Source organism: Cohnella hashimotonis (genome assembly GCF_030014955.1).
Lineage (GTDB): Bacteria > Bacillota > Bacilli > Paenibacillales > Paenibacillaceae > Cohnella > Cohnella hashimotonis.
Genome location: NZ_JAGRPV010000001.1, coordinates 8,504,222 through 8,522,608, shown reverse-complemented (window position 1 = coordinate 8,522,608; position 18,387 = coordinate 8,504,222). Strand labels below are relative to the sequence as shown.

The window sequence follows — 18,387 nt, the reverse complement described above, 5'->3', positions numbered from 1 at the left end:
CGCTTGCGCGGCTCGACTTTGGCGTGGTATTTCATGTCAGCCCCTGTTAACGGCAGGGGCTTTTTGAATTGTCGGCGCGCGCTGTCTACTCTATTCGAACGGACCGAGCTTCCGCTAATTTCGATTTCCAGACACTTTATCGCTTTTCTGCGGACTCCGGATCTCTTATTTTTCAATATCGCGCCCTTTTGTGCCGCCGATCATGCCTTTAGCGAATCTGTGGTCCGCTAATGCGTTCTATTCGCCGGCTCTTGGCCATATAGCGGATTTGTAGTCCGCTTGGCCGTCTTGGCCGCGGATCTGTCGTCCGACCGGCTAACCGACAGCGACACTGTCGTCCGCTCGATCACTCGTCAGCCGCTCGCCCCCTCATGCTGCCGCCACTTTACCGGAAACGAGGTCCGATCCATGCCGAACGTCCGATCTTTATTTCAACACACCTTATCCCCTTCGCTCAGATCATATCGCGCCTGGCCGCTGGCGCTCATGCTGATCGTCGCGTTGGCCGTGTGCCTGGCGGCTCCCGCCGCGGCTGCGGTTACCGACGCCAACGGCGCTGCAACCGGCACCGTCACGCTGTCGGTCGTCGGAGACGCCCAGCGCGGCACCTTGCTTCCTGCGACGCAGGTCGAATTGCGGAACGGGGATACGGCCTACTCCGTGCTCGAGCGAACGCTCCCGGGCAAGGTCAAGTCTTCCGGGTCGGGCGAAACGCTTTATGTGAGCAGCATCGATGGACTGTCCGAGCTCGATCTCGGACCGAAAAGCGGCTGGATGTACGAGGTCGGCGGATTATATCCCGCCGGCAGCGCCAGCATGTACCGGCTGAAGCCGGGCGATTCGGTCGTCTGGCGCTATACGCTCGATCTGGGCGCTGACGTAGGCGCTCCGAATTCCGGCTCCGGCGGGAATGCGGGCGTCAAGCCGGATGGGGGCGACGGATCGAGCCCCTCCTACAAAGCCGACGTCGCGGCGCTCCGCAAGCTTCTGCTTGCCAAGCCTGCCGCCGGGCTGTCCGAATGGGAAGCCTTCGCGCTCGGACGCTCGGGAGGCGGCGTTCCGGATGCCTACCTTGCGGAGCTGGCTGCGCAGGTGAAGGCCGCAGGCGGCGCGTATCGCAAGGCGACGGACCTGGAACGCATCGTCCTCGCCGTCCGGGCGGCCGGAGCCGATCCCCGCGCGTTCGCGGGCTATGATCTCGTGGCCGCGGTGTATAACCACGCCAAGCTGACGCTCCAGGGCGCCAACGGCCCGATCTTCGCGCTGCTCGCGCTCGACAGCGGCGGCTACGACGTCCCGGTCGGCGCGGTCTGGACGCGCGCCAAGCTCGTCGATTGGCTGCTCGCGCTGCAGAACGCGGACGGCAGCTTCCCGCTGGCCGCCGGCGAAGCCGGCAACGCGGACATTACCGCGATGGCGCTGGCCGCGCTCGCGCCTTACGCGAATGCCGCCGAAGGCGGCGCCGCCGGGGCCGGCGCTGCCGTGCAAGGCGGCAACAGCTCGGCCGCCGTAGCTGCGGCGATCGGCCGCGCCGTCGCCTATCTCTCGTCCGTCCAGTTGACGGACGGCGGCTTCAAGCTCGAGCGCGACGAAAACAGCGAGACGGCCGCGCAGGTCGTCATCGGCCTGACCGCGGCGGGGCGCGATCCTGCCGGCGCTGACTTCGTCAAGGCCGGCGGAGGCCTGCTGGAAGCGTTGCTGGCGTATCGGACGGCTGAAGGCGGCTTCGCGCACACGCCGGGCGGCGCTTCCGACGCCATCGCGACGGAGCAAGCGATGCTGGCGCTGGTCGCATACGACCGTTATGCGGACGGAGCTCCCGGGCTGTACCGGATCGCCGCCGAACGGTTCGCGGACGAAAGGCAGATCGCCGGATGGGCCTCAGATGCGGTGCATCAAGCTTACACGGCCAAGCTGCTATCCGGCACGAGCGCCTCTCCGCTTCGTTTCGAACCGAAGCGCGGCATCACGCGCGCCGAGTTCGCCGCCCTGCTTGTCAGGCTGGCCGGCGACAGGCTGAGCGCAGCGCAAGGTCCCGGCTTCGCCGGCATGACCGGCGAAGTCTCGTTCGCCGACGTCCAGCCGTCCGCCTGGTACTATGGGGCCGTCATGCAAGCCGCCCGCGCCGGCATCGTCAACGGCGTATCGGCGACGGCCTTCAAGCCCGGCGATCCGATCACGCGCGAGCAGATGGCTGTCATGATCGGCCGCGCCTTCGGCCTGTCCGAGTCGCAGAGCGGCACGGCTTGGCGGGATGCCTCCAGCATTCGCGCGGCTTCCTTGCCTTACGTTAATGCGGTCGCGAACAAGGGCATTCTGCTTGGCGCCGCCGGCGTCTTCGATCCGTCGGGCACCGTAACCCGCGAGATGGCTGCCGTGACCGCCCTCCGGCTTAAAAATCTAAATCTGGCTTCATCTAAATAGACAGCATGCGCATACGCAAGGAGGGACTGGAAGTGAAGCAAATTCGCAAGGGCCGGCTCGCGGCATTGTTCGTCCTGCTGGCCGCGCTGCTCATGGCCGCCGGCTGCGGCGGGTCCGGCTCCGATGACGGGGCGGCGTCCGGTCAGTCGAGCGCCTTCGCTCCGTCATCACCGGCGGCACAGACACGGCAGCCAGGAGTCGCCGAGTCCTCGGCAAGCCCGCAAGCAGACCCGAAAGCAAGCCCGCATGCAAGCGCGCAGGCTTCCGCAACGGCGACGGGCAACACAACGACGCCTGGCGTCATGCCCGACGGCGCCAGCCCGACGGCCACGCCAGGCGCCGCGTCCACCGCCGGTACTGCCAAGCCTTCCGGCGGCCGGATACCGCCGGCGACTGCCAATGCCGGCTCGGCTTCGGCACAACCTGAAGCCTCTGCCCCCGTCGCCACGCCGACAACGTCGCCTACGCCTAACGGGACCGTCGGCGGCAAGCCTTCGTCCCCTCCGCAGTCCGGCCAAGCGACGACCAGCCCTTCCCCGGCTGCGACCCAGGCGCCGCAAAAGGCCGAAATCACCCTTTCGATTGTGGGCGACAGCGATACAGGCACGATCCTGTCTCCCGCCGCGGTCGAGCTCAAGTCCGGGGACAGCGTGCTCGACGCGCTGAAGCGCGCGACCCGCAGCCGCAAGATGCAAATGGAGTATCAAGGCAGCGGCGCGGCCGCTTATGTAGAAGGCATCGATAATTTATACGAGTTCGACAAGGGCGCGAAGAGCGGCTGGCTGTTCCGCGTGAACGGGGAATTTCCGGGCAAGAGCGCGGGCGCTTACAAGCTGAAACCCGGCGACGTCGTAGAATGGCTGTATACGCTCGACATGGGCAAGGATGTCGGAAAAGGCACGGACGGCACGGAGACAGGGTCGTGAACGCAGGCGGTTTTGCCGGCCTCCATCCGCTCGTCTGCTTCATCTATTACGCCGGCGTGATCCTGCTCGGACTGATGCTGACTCATCCCGTCTACCAATTGGCGTCGCTCGTTCTGCTGACAGCGCTCCTGCTTCTGCAGCGGCAGGGCCGGATTCTGGCGCGCTCGCTTCCCTACTACTTGCTGATCGGCGGGCTGTTCGCGATCGTCAATCCGCTGCTGTCCCACCGCGGACGGCATATTCTTTTTTATATGATGGATCAGCCGATCACGCTTGAGGCCGTCCTCTACGGCGTCATGACGATGATGACCATCCTCGCCGTGCTGCTGATGTTCGTCTCCTATCGCGTGGTGATGACGACGGACAAGTTCATGTACTTGTTCTCCGCCATTCTGCCCCAGACGGCCCTGCACGCCTGGATGACGCTGCGGTTTATCCCGCTGTTCGCCCGCAGGTTCAAGCAGATCGAGCTGATCCAGCGGTCGCGCGGCATCGACATGCGGACCGGCGGTCCGATTCGCAGATTGCGGAACGGCGCGCTGCTGCTTCGCATCCTGATGACCTGGTCGCTTGAGGACGCGATGCGCACCGGCGATTCGATGAAAGCGCGCGGCTACGGCACGGCCAAGCGGACCGCCTTTTACCCGTACCGAATGGATCGCCGCGACCGGGCGACGCTCGCCATACTCGGCTTGCTGCTGCTGCTCGCGCTCGCGGGCTGGCGGGAGGGGTGGGGCCTGCTCACGCTTTTCCCGCGGATGGAGACGCTCCGGCTCGGGTCCTTTGAATGGATTCATTTCGCGATATTCGCGCTTTTCGTAGGCATGCCGATCGTATTCGAAACGAGGGAGAGATACCGATGGAGATCGTCGCGGCGCAGCGCCTGACCTTCCGCTATCCGGACGCGGCCCAGCCTGCGCTGACGGAAGTGGACCTGTCCATACGCAAAGGCGAGTTCGTCGTGCTGTGCGGGGCTTCCGGCTCCGGCAAAACGACGCTGCTCCGCCACTTCAAGCGCGAGCTTGCGCCCGTCGGCGATCTGTCCGGCAGCGTGCGCTATGATGGCTGGCCGCTGGCTGCGCTGCCGGACGGGCGCGCGGCCGAAGAGATCGGCTTTGTCTTCCAGCATCCCGAGAGCCAGATCGTGATGGATACGGTATGGCACGAGCTGGCATTCTCGATGGAAAACAGAGGCTTTCCGCAGGTCGTCATGCGTCAGCGGCTGGCCGAGCTGTCCAGCTTCTTCGGGCTGGAGCCGCTCATGCAGCGCTCCGTGCACGAGCTCTCCGGCGGACAGACCCAGCTCGTGAACCTGGCGTCCGTGCTCCTGCTCCAGCCGCGTCTGCTGCTTCTCGACGAGCCGACGTCCCAGCTCGATCCCGTCGCCGCCCGCGAGTTCGTGCATCTGCTGCGCCGGCTGAACGAGGAGTTCGGCGTGACGGTCATCGCGAGCGAGCATCGGCTGGACGACATTTTGCCGCTTGCGGACCGGCTGGTCGTCATGGCGGACGGCCGAATCCGGCATGACGGCTCGCCCGGCGAAGTCTGCAGGCGGATCTGGGCGACCGACGATCCGCGCGAGCGGCTGTACGTGCCGTCCGTCGCCAGATTGCTCGCCGCGCTAGACGACGCAGGTACTGGCGCCGCGGATCGAACGGCGGCCGCGCCGGACACGCCGCTACCGCTTACCGTGCGCGAGGCGGTCGCCGCGCTCGACCGGCTGGCCGAGGAACGCGCGGCTTCGGACGGACCGGCAGACCATGCGCCTATGGCAGGCGGTCCGCACGGACAGGCGTCCGCGGACGGCGCAGAGACCCGCCGGCCGCCGGCTTCAAGCGGCGTCTCCCAGCTGCGCAGCCTGCTTCGCTTGTCAGCCCGCCAAGGCGCCCAAGGCTTCGCCGAAGCGCTGTCCTGTCGCGAGCTTACCTACCGCTTCGAGCGCGACCTCCCCGATGTTCTGCGCAAGTTGAGTCTCCAAGTGCGCGAAGGCGAGCTGCTCGCCATCCTTGGCGGCAACGGCGCGGGCAAGTCCACGCTGCTGCAGCTCATGGCGGGCTTGCGCAAGCCGCAGCGCGGCAAGATCGCGATCGCGCCGGGACGCAAGCTCGGCTATCTCGCGCAAAACCCGATGCTCTACTTCAGCAGCGACACCGTACGCGAAGAATTCGAGAGAGAGGCCGAGCACGCCGGATACAGGGGCGGCGCGGCCGCCGCCGAGATCGCGCATTGGACGGAGGCGTTCGATCTCGGCGCGCTATCGGACCGGCATCCGCACGATCTCAGCGGCGGCCAGCAGCAGAAGCTGGCGCTCGCGCTCGCCCTTCTCCCGCGCCCGGACATCCTCTGCATCGACGAGCCGACCAAGGGGCTCGATCCCGATGCCAAGGAAGCCTTCGCAGCTCTCCTCCTGCAGCTGCGCGAGGAAGGCATGACGATCGTCATGGTGACGCACGACGCCGAATTCGCCGCCCGCCACGCCGACCGGTGCGCCCTGCTCTACGACGGAGAGATCGCCGCCGCCGCGGAGCCGCCGCTCTTCTTCGGCGGCAACTATTTTTACACGACAGCCGTAAACCGGGCGGTCAGGCACCGGTATCCGGACGCCGTTACGGCGGAGGAGGTTATGCGCAGATGGACAAGCGAAGCCGCGCGCTCCTGATCGCCGCCATTCTCCTCGCCGCCGGCCTGGCCGTCGCTTCGGCGATCTGGGACGGCCACTACCTGCTCCTGTCGGCCGTCGCGATGACGCTGGCCATGGCGCCGCTATTCGTCCGCTTCGAACGGCGCAGGCTCGAGCCGCGCGAGATCGCGATGCTGGCCGCGATGGCGGCCGTCGCTGCGCTGGGACGGATCGCGTTCGCGCCGCTGCCGAGCTTTAAGCCTACGTCCTTCGTCGTTATCGTCGCTGCGCTCGTCTTCGGCAGCGAAGCCGGCTTCATCGTCGGGGCGGTCGCCGCGCTCGCCTCGAATCTGTTCCTCGGTCAGGGCCCCTGGACGCCCTGGCAAATGTTCGCCTGGGGCATGGTCGGCGCCTCGGCCGGCTGGCTGCGCCATACGCGCTTCATGAAGTCGCGGATCGGCCTGTGCGCCTTCGGCCTCGTCTGGGGCTTCCTTTTCGGCTGGATCATGAACGTGTGGTCGCTGCTCAGCCTCCCCGACGCCTTCGGCTGGCAGCTCTTCCTGATCACATACGCCCAGAGCTTCTACTTCGATCTCGCTCACGCGGCGGCGAACGTGCTGTTCCTCGGCTTCTTCGGCCTCAGCTGGGTACGGCTGCTCGATCGCATCCGCAAAAAGTACGGACTGCTCGAAAGCCGAAGCGCCCGCCGCTGATCAGCCGCTCCGAATATGCGCCCACGACAAACAGAACACCCGGTTAACAGCTGATAACCGGGTGTTCTACTGTTCTGGTTTGCTATTCAATTGTCTCAAGACGCTCCCATCTTAAGTTTCCGAAGATTCATCCAGATTCGCTTGCGCATGATCGTAATCTTCTTAGACTTCATTTTAAATGTGACCTCCAAAAGGTCGTACGCGCATTCGTGCGTTTAAAGGGTCTTGCCGGCGCCCTTGGCGCTCGTTTGCCGCGACACCTCTCACCTCATACTTTTTTCGCCGTTCTCTTGCTCATCGTTCGTTTATTCGTCGTTCGTTTATTGCATCGTTCGTTTACTGCATCGTTCGTTTATTTGCCGTTCGTTTAATCGTCGTTCTCTGCATCATCGTGCGCTTTCTTATCCGCTCGCCGTCCGAACCGACCGGTTCGCGCCTTGCTTGCCGAAGAGTCGTCCCTTGCTCGTAATCGTTGGATTCCCGCATACCCGGACCGCCGCGTTACGTCAATTGCCGGGCGGTTGCGTTCGACACATTTCCGTACGCTGCGGATATGCTTCGCTTACCTGGCCCATTGGACTATCCCCTTTCGTTTGAGTTGCCCTCATTATAAGACAGCGGATTCAATTATTCAAATTTTCTGAATATTGATAAACGAGCCTCTCCGCCCACGAGGCGGCGTCAGCCCGTCGCATGCTCCCGTATCCATTAAAATCCTCGTTTTTTCTTTTATTTTTACACAAACCGCATTTTATTTTTACAATTCCTCCGCCAAATGATTTCGAGCGTGCCCTTTCCCTGTAAACACGCCGGTTTCCTCGCTTACCGCACGCTTCAGCGCCCTCGTCGTTTTGTAACGCTGCTTTCGCGCTTGCAGCGGCGGCTTCTTGCGGCGCCGTTCTTGCACCGCAAAGCCTGCAAATATACATCTATTTTTGCCGGTCTAACCTCTTTTAGACTGGATAGATGCAAAAATGCAGCTTTTTTGCCCCATCAGCCCGAATTTCGGCTTACGGATTAAATTTACCTGCATATTTGCAGTTTTTCCGTCGCGCGTCGTTGGTCCGAGAAAAATACCTGCACAAATGCAGTTATTTCGAGCCGCAGCACAACCGAACAGCGCCACACGCCGAAACGCCAATAGCCGATAGCCGATACGCGGATAGCGCGCTTACTGCCCTGCCCGCGAATCGCCGCCAAATTTTCACTTTCAGGTACGCTCAAAAAACCGCACATCGCTGTGCGGTTCCTGAGCGCATTCGCTTTGCCGCGCGTTCTGCAAATCACGAACTGCGCTTTAAGAATGATACTCCGCAGAGGGGGCCGCGGCCTCCTGCATATCGTCCACCGCCGCGGCCGAGCGTCGCACGTTAACGCGCTTGATCTGGCGGTTTTCCATCTCCGCGACGACGAACGTATAGTTGTCCGCGGACACTTCGGCGCCAGGCATCGCCTCCTCCAGCTCGGACATGAGCCAGCCGCCCAACGTGTACACGCCTTCGTCGTCTTCGATCTCCGTTTTCAGCAGGCGGTTGGTCTCCTCGATCATAAGCGTGCCGCTCAGCGCGTATTGACCGTCCCCGAGCTGCTGGATCAGCGGGCGGCCGTCCTCGTCGCGCTGCTGCCTCCGCTCTCCGACGATGCGCGCGATGATGTCGCGGATCGTGACGATGCCCGAAGTTCCGCCGTATTCGTCGAGGAGCACCGCCATATGGATGTCCTTTTTTTGCATGAGCAGCAGAATCTCCTGTACGGATACGGTGTCCAGCAGCTGCAGCACCGGCTCGATGTAAGGCTTGACGGGCATGTCCGGCTCTCCCGGATGGCGAATATACGTCGTCAGCAGCTCCTTGTAATCGATCAGCCCGACTACCGTATCCTTATCGCCGCCCGCCGTCACCGGATATAGATCATAGGCGTCCAGCGAAGTACGGGCCACGACCTCCTGCACCGTCTCGCTCTCGTCGATGAACGCCACGTCCCGCCGCGGGATCATGATCCCTTTGGCGACCATATCGTCCAGCTCGAAGATGTTGGTCACATAACGAAACTCCGAGGAGTTGATGATGCCGCTCTTGTAGCCTTCCGACAAAATGAGGCGCAGCTCGGCTTCCGTGCGGGTGTTGTCCGTTTCGGAGAGCGGCTTCATCCCGAACATGCCCGTGAGCAGCCGCGCCGAACGGTTAAGCAGCCAGCTGAACGGATAGGTGATTTTGAAAAAAATCATAAGCGGTCTTGCCAACGCGAGCGCCAGCGATTCAGCCTTCTGAATCGCCACGATCTTGGGCAGCAGCTCCCCGACCACGACCTCGAGGAAGGTGAGGATGAGGAACGCGATCACGAAGGATACGACCGTCTCCACCGACTCCGGCAGCGCGAAAAGCCCGAAAACCGGACTCAGCAAATGCTCCACCGTCGATTCGCCCAGCCAGCCGAGCGCCAGGTTGGTCAGCGTGTTGCCCAGTTGGCATGCCGACAGGTACTCGTCCAATCTGGCCACGATCTGCTTGACCGCCGACGCCTTTTTGTTGCCCTCGGCGACCATCTGCTCGATCCGGCTCATTCTCACCCGTATGACCGCATATTCCGCGGCCACGAAGAAAGCCGTGCATGCGATGAGCGCCAGCACGATTATCGTATTGATCATCCGCCCGTCTCTCCCCTTCCGTCCGTCATCCCGACGTTTCCGATGGTATATTGTACCCGGAACGAAGCGAATCGAAAGAAAGGGAAGAGCTTGCCGCCGACCATGGGCTGCGGGCAGGCGATCCTCGCTATACGGTCGGACTGCGGTCGGGTTGCGGTCGGTGCGGTCGGGTTGCGGTCGGTGCGGTCGGACTGCGGTCGGGTTGCGGTCGGTGCGGTCGGGTTGCGGTCGGGTTGCGGTCGGTGCGGTCGGGTTGCGGACCTGTTTGCGGTCGCGTTACGTATACAAAATGTTCGGACTCCAGTACGTCGTGTCGTAACTGTTATTTCCGTTCTTGTCCAGGACGAAGTAGAGCACGTCGCCCGCCGTCACGCTGACGGTCAGCGAATGGCTGGCACCCGTCGCGTCGTTGTAGGCGATCGCCTGCCAGCCGCTCGCCGGCCATAGCTGCGCGGCGTTCTTCAAGATCTTGACCCGGACGCCGTCCCCGCCGTTCGTATCCTGCTTCCGCGCGTTGCCCGTGACGCGCACCGTACCCGATGCCGGGGCGGTCCACGCCCGCACCGTGTCGTCGGCGTCCGGATGCATCAGCCCGCCGTCGTGAATGATATTCCACGCGTTCGTGCCCCGCCACGTCTTGTCGGCCGCGTTCCAGTTCATGTTCGTATAGGGAGCGGCATTGCCCTGCAGATAGCTCCAGTTCCAGCCGCCCTGATACGTCAGGAAGTCGGTCGATGCGTTAAAAACCGGTTTGTAGGAGATCATCGCATCCAGCACGGTCGTGTCATAGCTGTCGGTGCCGTTCTTGTTGACGACGATATAAACGTAATCGCCGGCAGCGACGTTCGCGATGACGCCGAACTGTACGCCGAGCCGATCGGTCGCCGCAATCGTCTGCCAGCCGCTGGATGGCCACAGCGGGGTGCCGTTTTTCATGATTTTGATCCGCACGCCGTCGCCGCCGCCCGTATCCCACTTGGCTGCCGTTCCTTTGATCATCACCGTGCCCGTACTCGGGGCCAGCCATGCTTTGACCGCGTCGTTGCTCTCCGGGTGGACGAAATTCGGCCCCCACATGCCGATGTACGAGCCCGTCCCCTTCCATTTTCGGTCCGTCGCGTTCCACGTCATATTGGCGTAGCTGCTGCCGTTCCACTCCTTGTAGTACCACTGATTCGCCCCCTGTACGGAGGAAAAGTCCAGCCCGCCGACATACGCATCGACCGGTGAGGCAGAGCGCCTGACGACGACGTTTTTCACGTAATTGTTGACGTTGAACGGCTTATCGCCCAGATCGGTCAAATATTGTCCGTCGATCGATACGTCCTCGAACAGAATGTCGCTGACCGGCTTGCCCAGGTCCCAGCCCCACAGCCGAATCTCCTTCGAACCGGTGCCGACGGCGGTAATGTTCCGGAACGTCACGCCGCTGATGAGCCCCGGGAAGGACTGGTTGCCCGGCAGCGAGCCGAACCAGAAGCTGTCCGCAAAAGAGAGATTGACGAGCCGGACGCTCTGCTCGACCCGGATGTCCTGGTACAGAATGTTGCGGAACTGCGTGCCGTTCAAGGCGGTGATATCCATAACGGCCCGGTCCTGAATGACCCCGTGATTGTCGCGGTCGTCATAGCTGTACAGGACGTCGTTGTTCAAATACTTGATGTTCTCGTAATAGGCCGCTTGCGTCTCCGCGCCGAGCGCCCATACGTCGTTGGCATCGCTCCAGAATTGACTGTTCTGGATGGTGATGTTGTAGTTGGGCGCTCCGCTCGCCGGATTATCGCTTGCGTTGTAGCCTGGCGTGACGACGCCTTTGATCGCGATGCAGTCGTCGGCGGTCCGAAAGAAAGAGCGGTCGATCGTCACGTCGTGGGAATTGACGAGATTCAGCCCGTCCGTACTCGCATAAGTCGGGCTGACGACTTTGTAATCGGTGACGCTGACCTGGCTGCTGTTGTCCATCAGGCTCGACCAGGCACCGACTCGCCGGTCCACGATGATGCCGCTCATCTGCACGTTCGTGCTCGACAAGATGCTGATCGGCTGATTCAGATAAGTCGACGTATAATTCATGCTGACGATGCCACGGCCCCGGATCGCGACATTCGAGGCGCCGCGCACTTCGATATGCCCGTTCAGGAACGCGCCGCCGGCGATATACAGCGTCTTGCCCGAACCGACCGTGATCGTCGTCGTCGGCGTGGAAGAGTAGTCGTAATAGCCGGGTCCGATGTAGATGACGTTCGGATCGGACGGACTCGGCACGCTCGTCTCTGGCGCGCTGGCGAACAGGTGGAGCGTGCGCCCCTGATAATTCCCGTCCAAAATAAGCGATACGTTGGTCGGACCGTTCAGCGTGAACTGTATCGTGTTCCCGCTTCGGGTAGAGGCGAGACCGAGGGAAGCAGGCGCCAGTTTATAGGAGGAAAAAGAGAAGTTGACCGTCACCGACACGGTCACGGAGCCGGTCATGTCGAAGTAACCGTACGATACCTTGTTGCCCCAGCCGTTGTTGTCTCCGTACAAATCGATGGCGCTGCTGCCGGCTGTGACCGTGAAGTCGGAGGAGCGGGGCGCGCCGGTGGGCGCCGCGTAGGCGGTGACCGTACCGGCGGCGTGCGTCGCCGGCACGCCGAAGGCCAGAGGTGCGACGAATAAAGCCGCCGCGATCAGAAGACGAACGAAACGCAAACCGATGTTTCTCATAGCGATTTACCTCCTGATATGAAGTAATGAGGATCATTAATATAAAACGCTTTCATAAAGATGTAAAAAAAGGCCTTTCACGCCGGCAAGCGCCTGAGGCGGAGCAGGAAAGCGGGCCCCACGCCGCCCAGCCCCGCTCCAGCGCGAGCTGCCCATCCTCCCGGAACGTCTCAGTCTTCCTATAGCGCAAGCGTACCGCCCTCCGTCTTCACGCGGAAAAATACGGGGCGCTCGTCCGGCGTCCGGTTCGGGCAGTGCAGCGCGAGCGTCAGCCGACCCTCCAGATCGGCGAAGAGCATCCCGTGCCCGCCGTCCCGGCGGAAGAACGGCAGCGCTTCCTGCATCCACGGCCCTTCAATCTCTCCGGACGCAGACATCGCGATGCCCATCGCATACCCTTCGGCACCGTGGCTCGACCAGAGCATCCACAGCTCCCGCTCGGCCGGTCGGAACAGGAACGGCCCGTCCGTCACGTAGCCGCGAACGTCCGGCTGACCCTCAGCTTCGTACACCGTGCTCCGCACCCACGGCGCCTCCGTCGCGGAGAACAGCTTAACCGGCTTACCCACCGTCTCGGCCAGGTCCCCGCTAAGCCGAAGGGCGTACATCTCGCCGTCCGTCACCTGCAGCCACTCGCGGCAGAATACGATCCACGGTTCGCCCTGCCGGTCCACGTACAAGGTGCCGTCCAGGCATTCCCAGTCCGGCGGCGTCGCCGGCCGGTCAGACAAGGGCCTGAACGGGCCGAGCGGCCCGTCCGCGGCCAGAATCTGCGTCGCGCGCCGCCGTCCGGGCGCCTTGAAGCTGGCGAACATATAGTACATGCCCCGCCAGCGATGAACCTCGGGCGCCCAGAAATTTTCGATCCCCCAGAACCCGGCTTCGGGCCGGAACGCCGGGAACGGCCCCTCCCACTGCTCCAGATCGCGGCTTCGGTAGACGTCGAAGCCGATGCCCGGACCGGACCAAGCGTTACGATCCGTCGTGCCGTACAAATAGTACAATCCCTCTTCCGGCACCGGCACGACGAACGGATCGCGGATTTGAATGTCGCTTCTGTGCAGCATACCGCCATTCCCTCCTTAACCGTCAACCTGCGCGAATTCCAATACGAACGCTTCGATGCCCCTGCCGCAATCCTCAATTCTGAATCGAACGGTTCCGGCCTCGCGATCCTCCTCCCAGACGATCGGCACATCACCTCCCGGCAGCCGCTTGCAGGCGGCGCTAATCGTACGGCCCGGCGGCACCGGCACCTCCACCGTCATGTCCGCGATCGAGGCCGCCATCATCCATCGCTCGCCGTAGGTGACGAGACAGCAGCTATGCATCGCCAGCGCCGCGTAGAAGCCCGCCAGCGGTCCCGACCCGTACGTCCGGTAGAACACCCGGCGATCCGGATCGATATGCAGCGCCATGTCCGCCTTGACCGGCGCGTTCGCATAGACGTTCCAGGCCGCCCGCATTCGCGCGAAGTCGGCGTCGCTAAGCTTCTCTTTGTTATCGAAGCCATCAAGATGGTAGGTGACCGGCACGCCGAAGGTCGGCGACACCATCCAATACTCGGCGGACCGGGTTCGCGTACTCGGCCAGCCGTCCACGTCGATCAGCACGCCGGGGAGCATCTTACTCACGAGCGCGGCCCGGCGGTACCACGGATCGGGCGACTCCGGCACGACGGGGAACAGATCGTTCAGCCGCTGCGCCGGCGCCCACGGCTGCAAGTACGGCTCCGCCCCGCTCAGCGTCAGAAGCGCATCCGCCTTGACCGCAGCCGCCTCCGTGCCGATGAACCGGACGAGCTCGTACCAGAGCTTTTCGCCGATGCCCCATTCGTAATTGTCGATCGCATGCTTGCCGCCGACCGGACCGTAGTAGTTCATGTCGATCTTGAAGCCGTCGGCATTCAGGCCGTCAGCCTCGTCTGACAGCAGGTAACGCACGGTGCTGCGGATATGCGCCCGCACGTCCCGGCGCGAGCAATCGAGCAAGTAGACGTAGTCGTAGATTTCGGTGTTCGTGACGCGGGCCGGCTCCCCCTCCAGGGTTTTCACCAGCCACTCCGGATGCTCGCGCACGATACGGGACGTCTTCGACACCCATAGCGGCGTGTACCAGAGCACGACCTTGTGACCGCGCGCCTTGACGGATTCGATCAGCCGGCGGAAACGGGCCGTATCGCCGAACCTCTGCGGATGCACGCCGTATTCCCCGTAATGATCGAACCAGTGCGAATCGACGATCAGCGTAAACGGATGGCCGCCCGTCTTCTCCTCCAGGCTTACGACCCAATCCATCAACGTGTCCGCCGTCAGCGGATTGCGCTCGAAGTCGCAGCTAAGCTCGAGATATTCCTGCTGCCCCCAGGTGCAGAAAATCGGCCGGTTCCACCAATCGAACCATTCGCCCCTTTCCCGCAGGTATCCGTTATCTCTGTAATAAGCCACATAGCGATCCAGCACCGCGTCTTCTGTTTCGAGTCCGAAATGGAACTGCACCCGGGGAAAACGACCCTCGTACGCGGCACCGTAAAAATGGGTGAACGCGATATCGAAGCGGCCCTGCCGGAACGTCGCCACCGTCTCGCGGACGGGAAGCGGGTCAGGCACGACGATGCCCCACCACGGACCGGCCTCCACCCATTTATCCCGAAACGCCAGCGTCTTCGGCGCCGGGCAAGTCATCCAGATCCGCTCCAGCCCGCGGTCGAACTGCGATTCCTTGGCCGTCGCGCTGAATACGAATTCGGCCGATTCGCCCGGCTGGAACACCCGGTTGTAATGGTCGGGCAGAAAGCCGCGAACGACGGAATCGACCAGCTCCGTGCCGGCAAAATAGCGGATCTCTCCGTGCAGCGAGCTGGATCCGTCGATCGTATATTCAAGCCAGGACGCGCCCGCCGTCAGCTTGACGCGATAGCCGCAGTCCGACAGTTCCCCGAGCAACGCACCGCCTTCTTGCGTCCATCCCGAGATCGGCAGCTTGAAGCCGTCCAGTACCGGCCTTAAGCAGACCGCGTACGTCTTTCCACCCAGCGCGAGCGTCATCGCTTCGCCTTCGACCGCGATGTCGGCTCCGCCGAGCCTGATCCGGTAGCCTGCTCCTTTTTGTTCGAACACTTCGTCTTCTCCCCTTTATCCTTTGACGGAACCTGCGGTCATGCCGTCGATGATGTAGCGCTGCAGCAGCAAATAGACGATAACGACGGGCGCCGAGACCAGCACGACGTTGGCGAAGATCAGGTTCCAGTCCGAGCTGTACGTACCCAGGAAGTTGAAGATGGTCAGCGTCACCGTATAGTTGCGGGGGCTGTTCAGGAAGTAGATCGTAATGCCGAAGTCGTTCCAGACGCCCATAAATGAAATGATGACCAGCGTGACGGTCACCGGCCGCAGAAGCGGGAAAATGATGCCGAAGAACAGGCGGTAAGGCCCGACCCCGTCCACGATGGCCGATTCGTCGATCTCGCGCGGAATGCTCTTGTAAAACCCGGTGTACAGGAAAGTGCCGAACGAGAAATTCGTCACCGCCAGCATGACAACGGCCGCCAGATACGTCTTGACATGCAGATAGTACGTGATGAAATACGCGGGAATGATCTGCAGCGGGATCATCAAGCCGAGCAAAATGAGCAAATAGAGCAGACCGGACATCCGCGTGTTTTTGCGCTGAAGGGTAAAGGCGGTCATCGAGCAGAGCACGATGAGCAGCGCCACGGTGGCGAACGTGACGATCGCGCTGTTTCTCAGCCCGGTGAGCACGCCGCCAGCGTCGATCATCTCGGCATAGTTGGAGAGGAGGAACCACTTCCTCGGCAGCGCGAGGCTCATGGCCGCCGCGCTGGCTTTGTCCTTGAACGAATTGACGACGATAAAATAAAGCGGGACGACGACGAGCAGGCTGAGGAGCAGCCCGGCCGCCTCCGCGGCCCACCGCGGCCGCTTGCGGCTCATAGCTCCACCTCCTTGCGCGCGATCAGCTTCCACGTCGGCAGCGTGATCGCGATGACGATCAGCGACAGCAGGATGCTCGCGGCCGCGCCTTCGCCTAGCCGGCCGCTGCCGAACGACTTGAACACCAGCGTGCCGAACACCTCCGTCGCCGAGCCGGGACCGCCTTGCGTCACCGCTTGCACGAGGTCGAACACTTTCAGCCCGCCGATCAGGTTGACGATCAGCGCGTTGTTGAAGTAGGGGAGCACAAGCGGGAACGTAATCGATCGGAATTGCTGCCATTCGGAGGCGCCCTCTAGATTGGCGCTTTCGTAGTAGTCCTTGGAGATCGACTGCAATCCCGCCAGCACGATCGCCATCGTGAAGCCCGACCACTTCCACGTCTCGATGCCGACGAGCGAATAGATGGCCAGATGCGGATCGGTCAGCCAGTCCGGCGCGATCGCGCCGAGGCCGACGGCGTGCAAAAAGCGGTTGATCATTCCGTTCGTCGGATGCATCGCCGAGGTAAAGAAGACGCCGACCGCCACCGTGCTGAGCACCGCCGGCAGGAAAGCCACCGTACGCAAATAGTTGGTCGTGCGCAGCCTGCGGTTGAGGAAGACGGCGAGCGCCGTGCCGATGCCGACCTTGAGCAGCGTCGTGGCGAAGGCGAAGACAAACGAATTGCGGATGGCCGCGCTCAGATAATCGTCGGTGAGCACATTCATGTAGTTGGTCCAGCCCGTGAAGCGGATGTCCGAGAAAGAAAAGCGGCCGATGTTCGCAAACGAGAGCACGCCCCCGAAGAGCGACGGCACGAGGAAAAATACGGCGTACAGCAGCATGCCCGGCAGGATGAGCGTATACGTGTAAGGCTTGTTTTTAGTTGGTTTCATCTTGCTCCGCTCCTATTTGTGTAAGGAATCGCCCCTCCCGGGGAATGGAGAGAGGGGCGACCGGCTTTATTTCCAGTTCGGATCGTCTTTGGCCTTCGCGTTTTTGGCCGTTTCCTGATCGAGCGCCTGCGCCACCTGCTCCGCAGTCTTGCCTCCGGCGTAGTAATCCTGCATGAACTTGTCGAACGAGCCGTACGGATACAGCTCTCCGTTGCCCTGCCAGTGCAGAATGCCCTTGCCGTCCTTGAGCGCCGCGTTCAGGTCGGCGATCGCCGGCGACAGCGCTACTTCCACCTTTTTGTTCAGGTAGATGCCCGGCTGCGCTTCGGCGAAAATTTGCTGCGCTTGCGCCGAAGCGATGAAGTCGACCGCGCGTTTGGCCAGCTCGACGTCCTTCGCGGAGGTCGTCACCGACAAGGAGCCCGGCGGCGAGATATTGACGTAGTTGTCGCCGTTGAGCGGGAACGGGAACGCGCCGATGTCGTTCACCTTGTCCGGGAACTTCTTGATGATCTCCCCGATGAACCAGGTGCCGTTCACGTGCATCGCCGCCGTGCCGTCCGCGATCGCCTGCTGCGCGGAATCGTACGTATCGGACAGATACGACTTGTTGACGTAGCCTTTGTCGATCAGGTCCTTGGACTTTTTGATCGTGTCGATGAAGTTCGTCAGATCCGCGTAATGCTTCTTGTTCGTGTTCATGTCCTGCCAGAAGTCAGGGAAAGACTTGCCGCTCTGCACGATATCCTGCGAGAAGCCGAAGTGCGGAACCGTCTGAAGCGTCCACGTATCCTTGCCGGAGTAGTAGACCGGCGTCTTGCCCGCTTCCTTGATCTTCTCGCACACCGCCAGGAACTCGTCCCATGTTTTCGGAACCGTCAGGTTCAGATCGGCGAACACCTTCTTGTTGTAGAACACGCCCATCAAGGTCGTCGCGTCGATCGGCACGGAATAATACTTGCCTTTGTACTTGTAAACGCCGTCCATCGCGCTCTCGTCGTAATCCGCGTAGCTGGCGAGCCCCGTCAGATCGACGAGCTTGTCGAGCGCGTCCGCGTTCTGATCCATCCATTTCGGCCCGTAGTTTTGCAGCAGGTCCGGCAGATCGTTGGTGGCGATCTTCGTCTTCAGCAGCTGCTCGCCCTGGCTGCCGCCGGCAATCTTCTGAATGTCCAGCTTGAAGCCGAGCTCGGAGGCATGATCGCCGATGTACTTCTCCAGTGCCTGCCAGCCCGGCGTGTACCAATCGGTGAACATGAGCAGCGACAGCGTCTTGACCTCCTGCGGCTTGCTGCCGGCCGAATCCGATGCCTGCGCCGTTTGGGAGGCCGACGAGGATGCCGGCGCTGTCGAGGTTGCCGGAGACGCGCCTTCGTTTTTTCCGTTCGCTCCGCACGCCGCCAGCGAGAACGCCATCGTCGCCGAGAGCGCGGTCAGGAACAACGCTTTTTTATGCAGCCGCCTTTGTTGCATTTTTTGTTTCGCCCCTTGTCGGTTGTTTGTTTTCGCACTTTGAATAT

Annotated in this window: 12 protein-coding genes; 5 read left to right on the top strand and 7 right to left on the bottom strand. The window is 62.2% G+C overall.

Features of this window, described 5'->3' with window-relative positions; translation table 11 throughout:
• The first annotated feature begins 408 nt into the window (after positions 1 to 408).
• From KB449_RS34025 to KB449_RS34005, 5 genes are read left to right on the top strand one after another with little or no spacing between them, the layout of a single operon-like run.
• Entirely contained in the window at positions 409 to 2,424 is a 2,016-nt protein-coding gene (locus tag KB449_RS34025) for an S-layer homology domain-containing protein (RefSeq protein WP_282912597.1), read from the top strand.
• Positions 2,425 to 2,456: 32 nt separating this feature from the next.
• On the top strand, positions 2,457 to 3,350 hold the full coding sequence (locus KB449_RS34020) for a DUF4430 domain-containing protein (RefSeq protein ID WP_282912596.1): 894 nt from the start codon (positions 2,457 to 2,459) through the stop codon (positions 3,348 to 3,350).
• Positions 3,347 to 4,237, top strand: coding sequence for an energy-coupling factor transporter transmembrane component T (locus KB449_RS34015; RefSeq protein WP_282912595.1), 891 nt, complete (start codon positions 3,347 to 3,349; stop codon positions 4,235 to 4,237). The genes KB449_RS34020 and KB449_RS34015 overlap by 4 nt, the downstream gene beginning before the upstream one ends.
• Positions 4,210 to 6,009, top strand: coding sequence for an ABC transporter ATP-binding protein (locus KB449_RS34010; RefSeq protein WP_282912594.1), 1,800 nt, complete (start codon positions 4,210 to 4,212; stop codon positions 6,007 to 6,009). Before KB449_RS34015 ends, KB449_RS34010 begins: the two co-directional genes overlap by 28 nt.
• A complete protein-coding gene (locus KB449_RS34005) occupies positions 5,982 to 6,683 on the top strand; it encodes an ECF transporter S component (RefSeq protein ID WP_282912593.1) in 702 nt (233 codons plus the stop codon). Before KB449_RS34010 ends, KB449_RS34005 begins: the two co-directional genes overlap by 28 nt.
• Before the next feature lie 1,297 nt (positions 6,684 to 7,980).
• Here the strand turns inward: KB449_RS34005 and KB449_RS34000 are convergent.
• The 7 genes from KB449_RS34000 to KB449_RS33970 form a co-directional block, all read right to left on the bottom strand.
• Complete coding sequence (locus tag KB449_RS34000; protein ID WP_282912592.1) at positions 7,981 to 9,330, bottom strand: hemolysin family protein; 1,350 nt, start codon at positions 9,328 to 9,330, stop codon at positions 7,981 to 7,983.
• A gap of 276 nt (positions 9,331 to 9,606) precedes the next feature.
• Entirely contained in the window at positions 9,607 to 12,036 is a 2,430-nt protein-coding gene (locus KB449_RS33995) for a glycosyl hydrolase family 28 protein (protein WP_282912591.1), read from the bottom strand.
• Positions 12,037 to 12,215: 179 nt separating this feature from the next.
• Entirely contained in the window at positions 12,216 to 13,103 is an 888-nt protein-coding gene (locus KB449_RS33990; protein ID WP_282912590.1) for a glycoside hydrolase family 43 protein, read from the bottom strand.
• A gap of 15 nt (positions 13,104 to 13,118) precedes the next feature.
• On the bottom strand, positions 13,119 to 15,155 hold the full coding sequence (locus KB449_RS36690; protein ID WP_282912589.1) for an alpha-galactosidase: 2,037 nt from the start codon (positions 15,153 to 15,155) through the stop codon (positions 13,119 to 13,121).
• A 15-nt stretch (positions 15,156 to 15,170) separates the two neighbouring features.
• Positions 15,171 to 15,989, bottom strand: a complete 819-nt coding sequence (locus KB449_RS33980; RefSeq protein ID WP_282912588.1) for a carbohydrate ABC transporter permease — start codon at positions 15,987 to 15,989, stop codon at positions 15,171 to 15,173.
• Positions 15,986 to 16,867 (bottom strand): carbohydrate ABC transporter permease, encoded by an 882-nt coding sequence (locus KB449_RS33975; protein ID WP_282912587.1) that lies wholly within the window; start codon positions 16,865 to 16,867, stop codon positions 15,986 to 15,988. The genes KB449_RS33980 and KB449_RS33975 overlap by 4 nt, the downstream gene beginning before the upstream one ends.
• Positions 16,868 to 16,933: 66 nt before the next feature.
• Positions 16,934 to 18,340: an ABC transporter substrate-binding protein gene (locus KB449_RS33970; protein WP_282912586.1), complete on the bottom strand. Its 1,407-nt coding sequence runs from the start codon at positions 18,338 to 18,340 to the stop codon at positions 16,934 to 16,936.
• Positions 18,341 to 18,387: the final 47 nt, after the last annotated feature.

Bases quoted from the DNA above. Each gene is read 5' to 3' on its own strand.
- KB449_RS34025 (WP_282912597.1), top strand. From the start codon at position 409: ATGCCGAACGTCCGATCTTTATTTCAACACACCTTATCCCCTTCGCTC.
- KB449_RS34010 (WP_282912594.1), top strand. From the start codon at position 4,210: ATGGAGATCGTCGCGGCGCAGCGCCTGACCTTCCGCTATCCGGACGCG.
- KB449_RS34005 (WP_282912593.1), top strand. From the start codon at position 5,982: ATGGACAAGCGAAGCCGCGCGCTCCTGATCGCCGCCATTCTCCTCGCC.
- KB449_RS34000 (WP_282912592.1), bottom strand. From the start codon at position 9,330: ATGATCAATACGATAATCGTGCTGGCGCTCATCGCATGCACGGCTTTC.
- KB449_RS33995 (WP_282912591.1), bottom strand. From the start codon at position 12,036: ATGAGAAACATCGGTTTGCGTTTCGTTCGTCTTCTGATCGCGGCGGCT.
- KB449_RS33990 (WP_282912590.1), bottom strand. From the start codon at position 13,103: ATGCTGCACAGAAGCGACATTCAAATCCGCGATCCGTTCGTCGTGCCG.
- KB449_RS33980 (WP_282912588.1), bottom strand. From the start codon at position 15,989: ATGAGCCGCAAGCGGCCGCGGTGGGCCGCGGAGGCGGCCGGGCTGCTC.
- KB449_RS33975 (WP_282912587.1), bottom strand. From the start codon at position 16,867: ATGAAACCAACTAAAAACAAGCCTTACACGTATACGCTCATCCTGCCG.
- KB449_RS33970 (WP_282912586.1), bottom strand. From the start codon at position 18,340: ATGCAACAAAGGCGGCTGCATAAAAAAGCGTTGTTCCTGACCGCGCTC.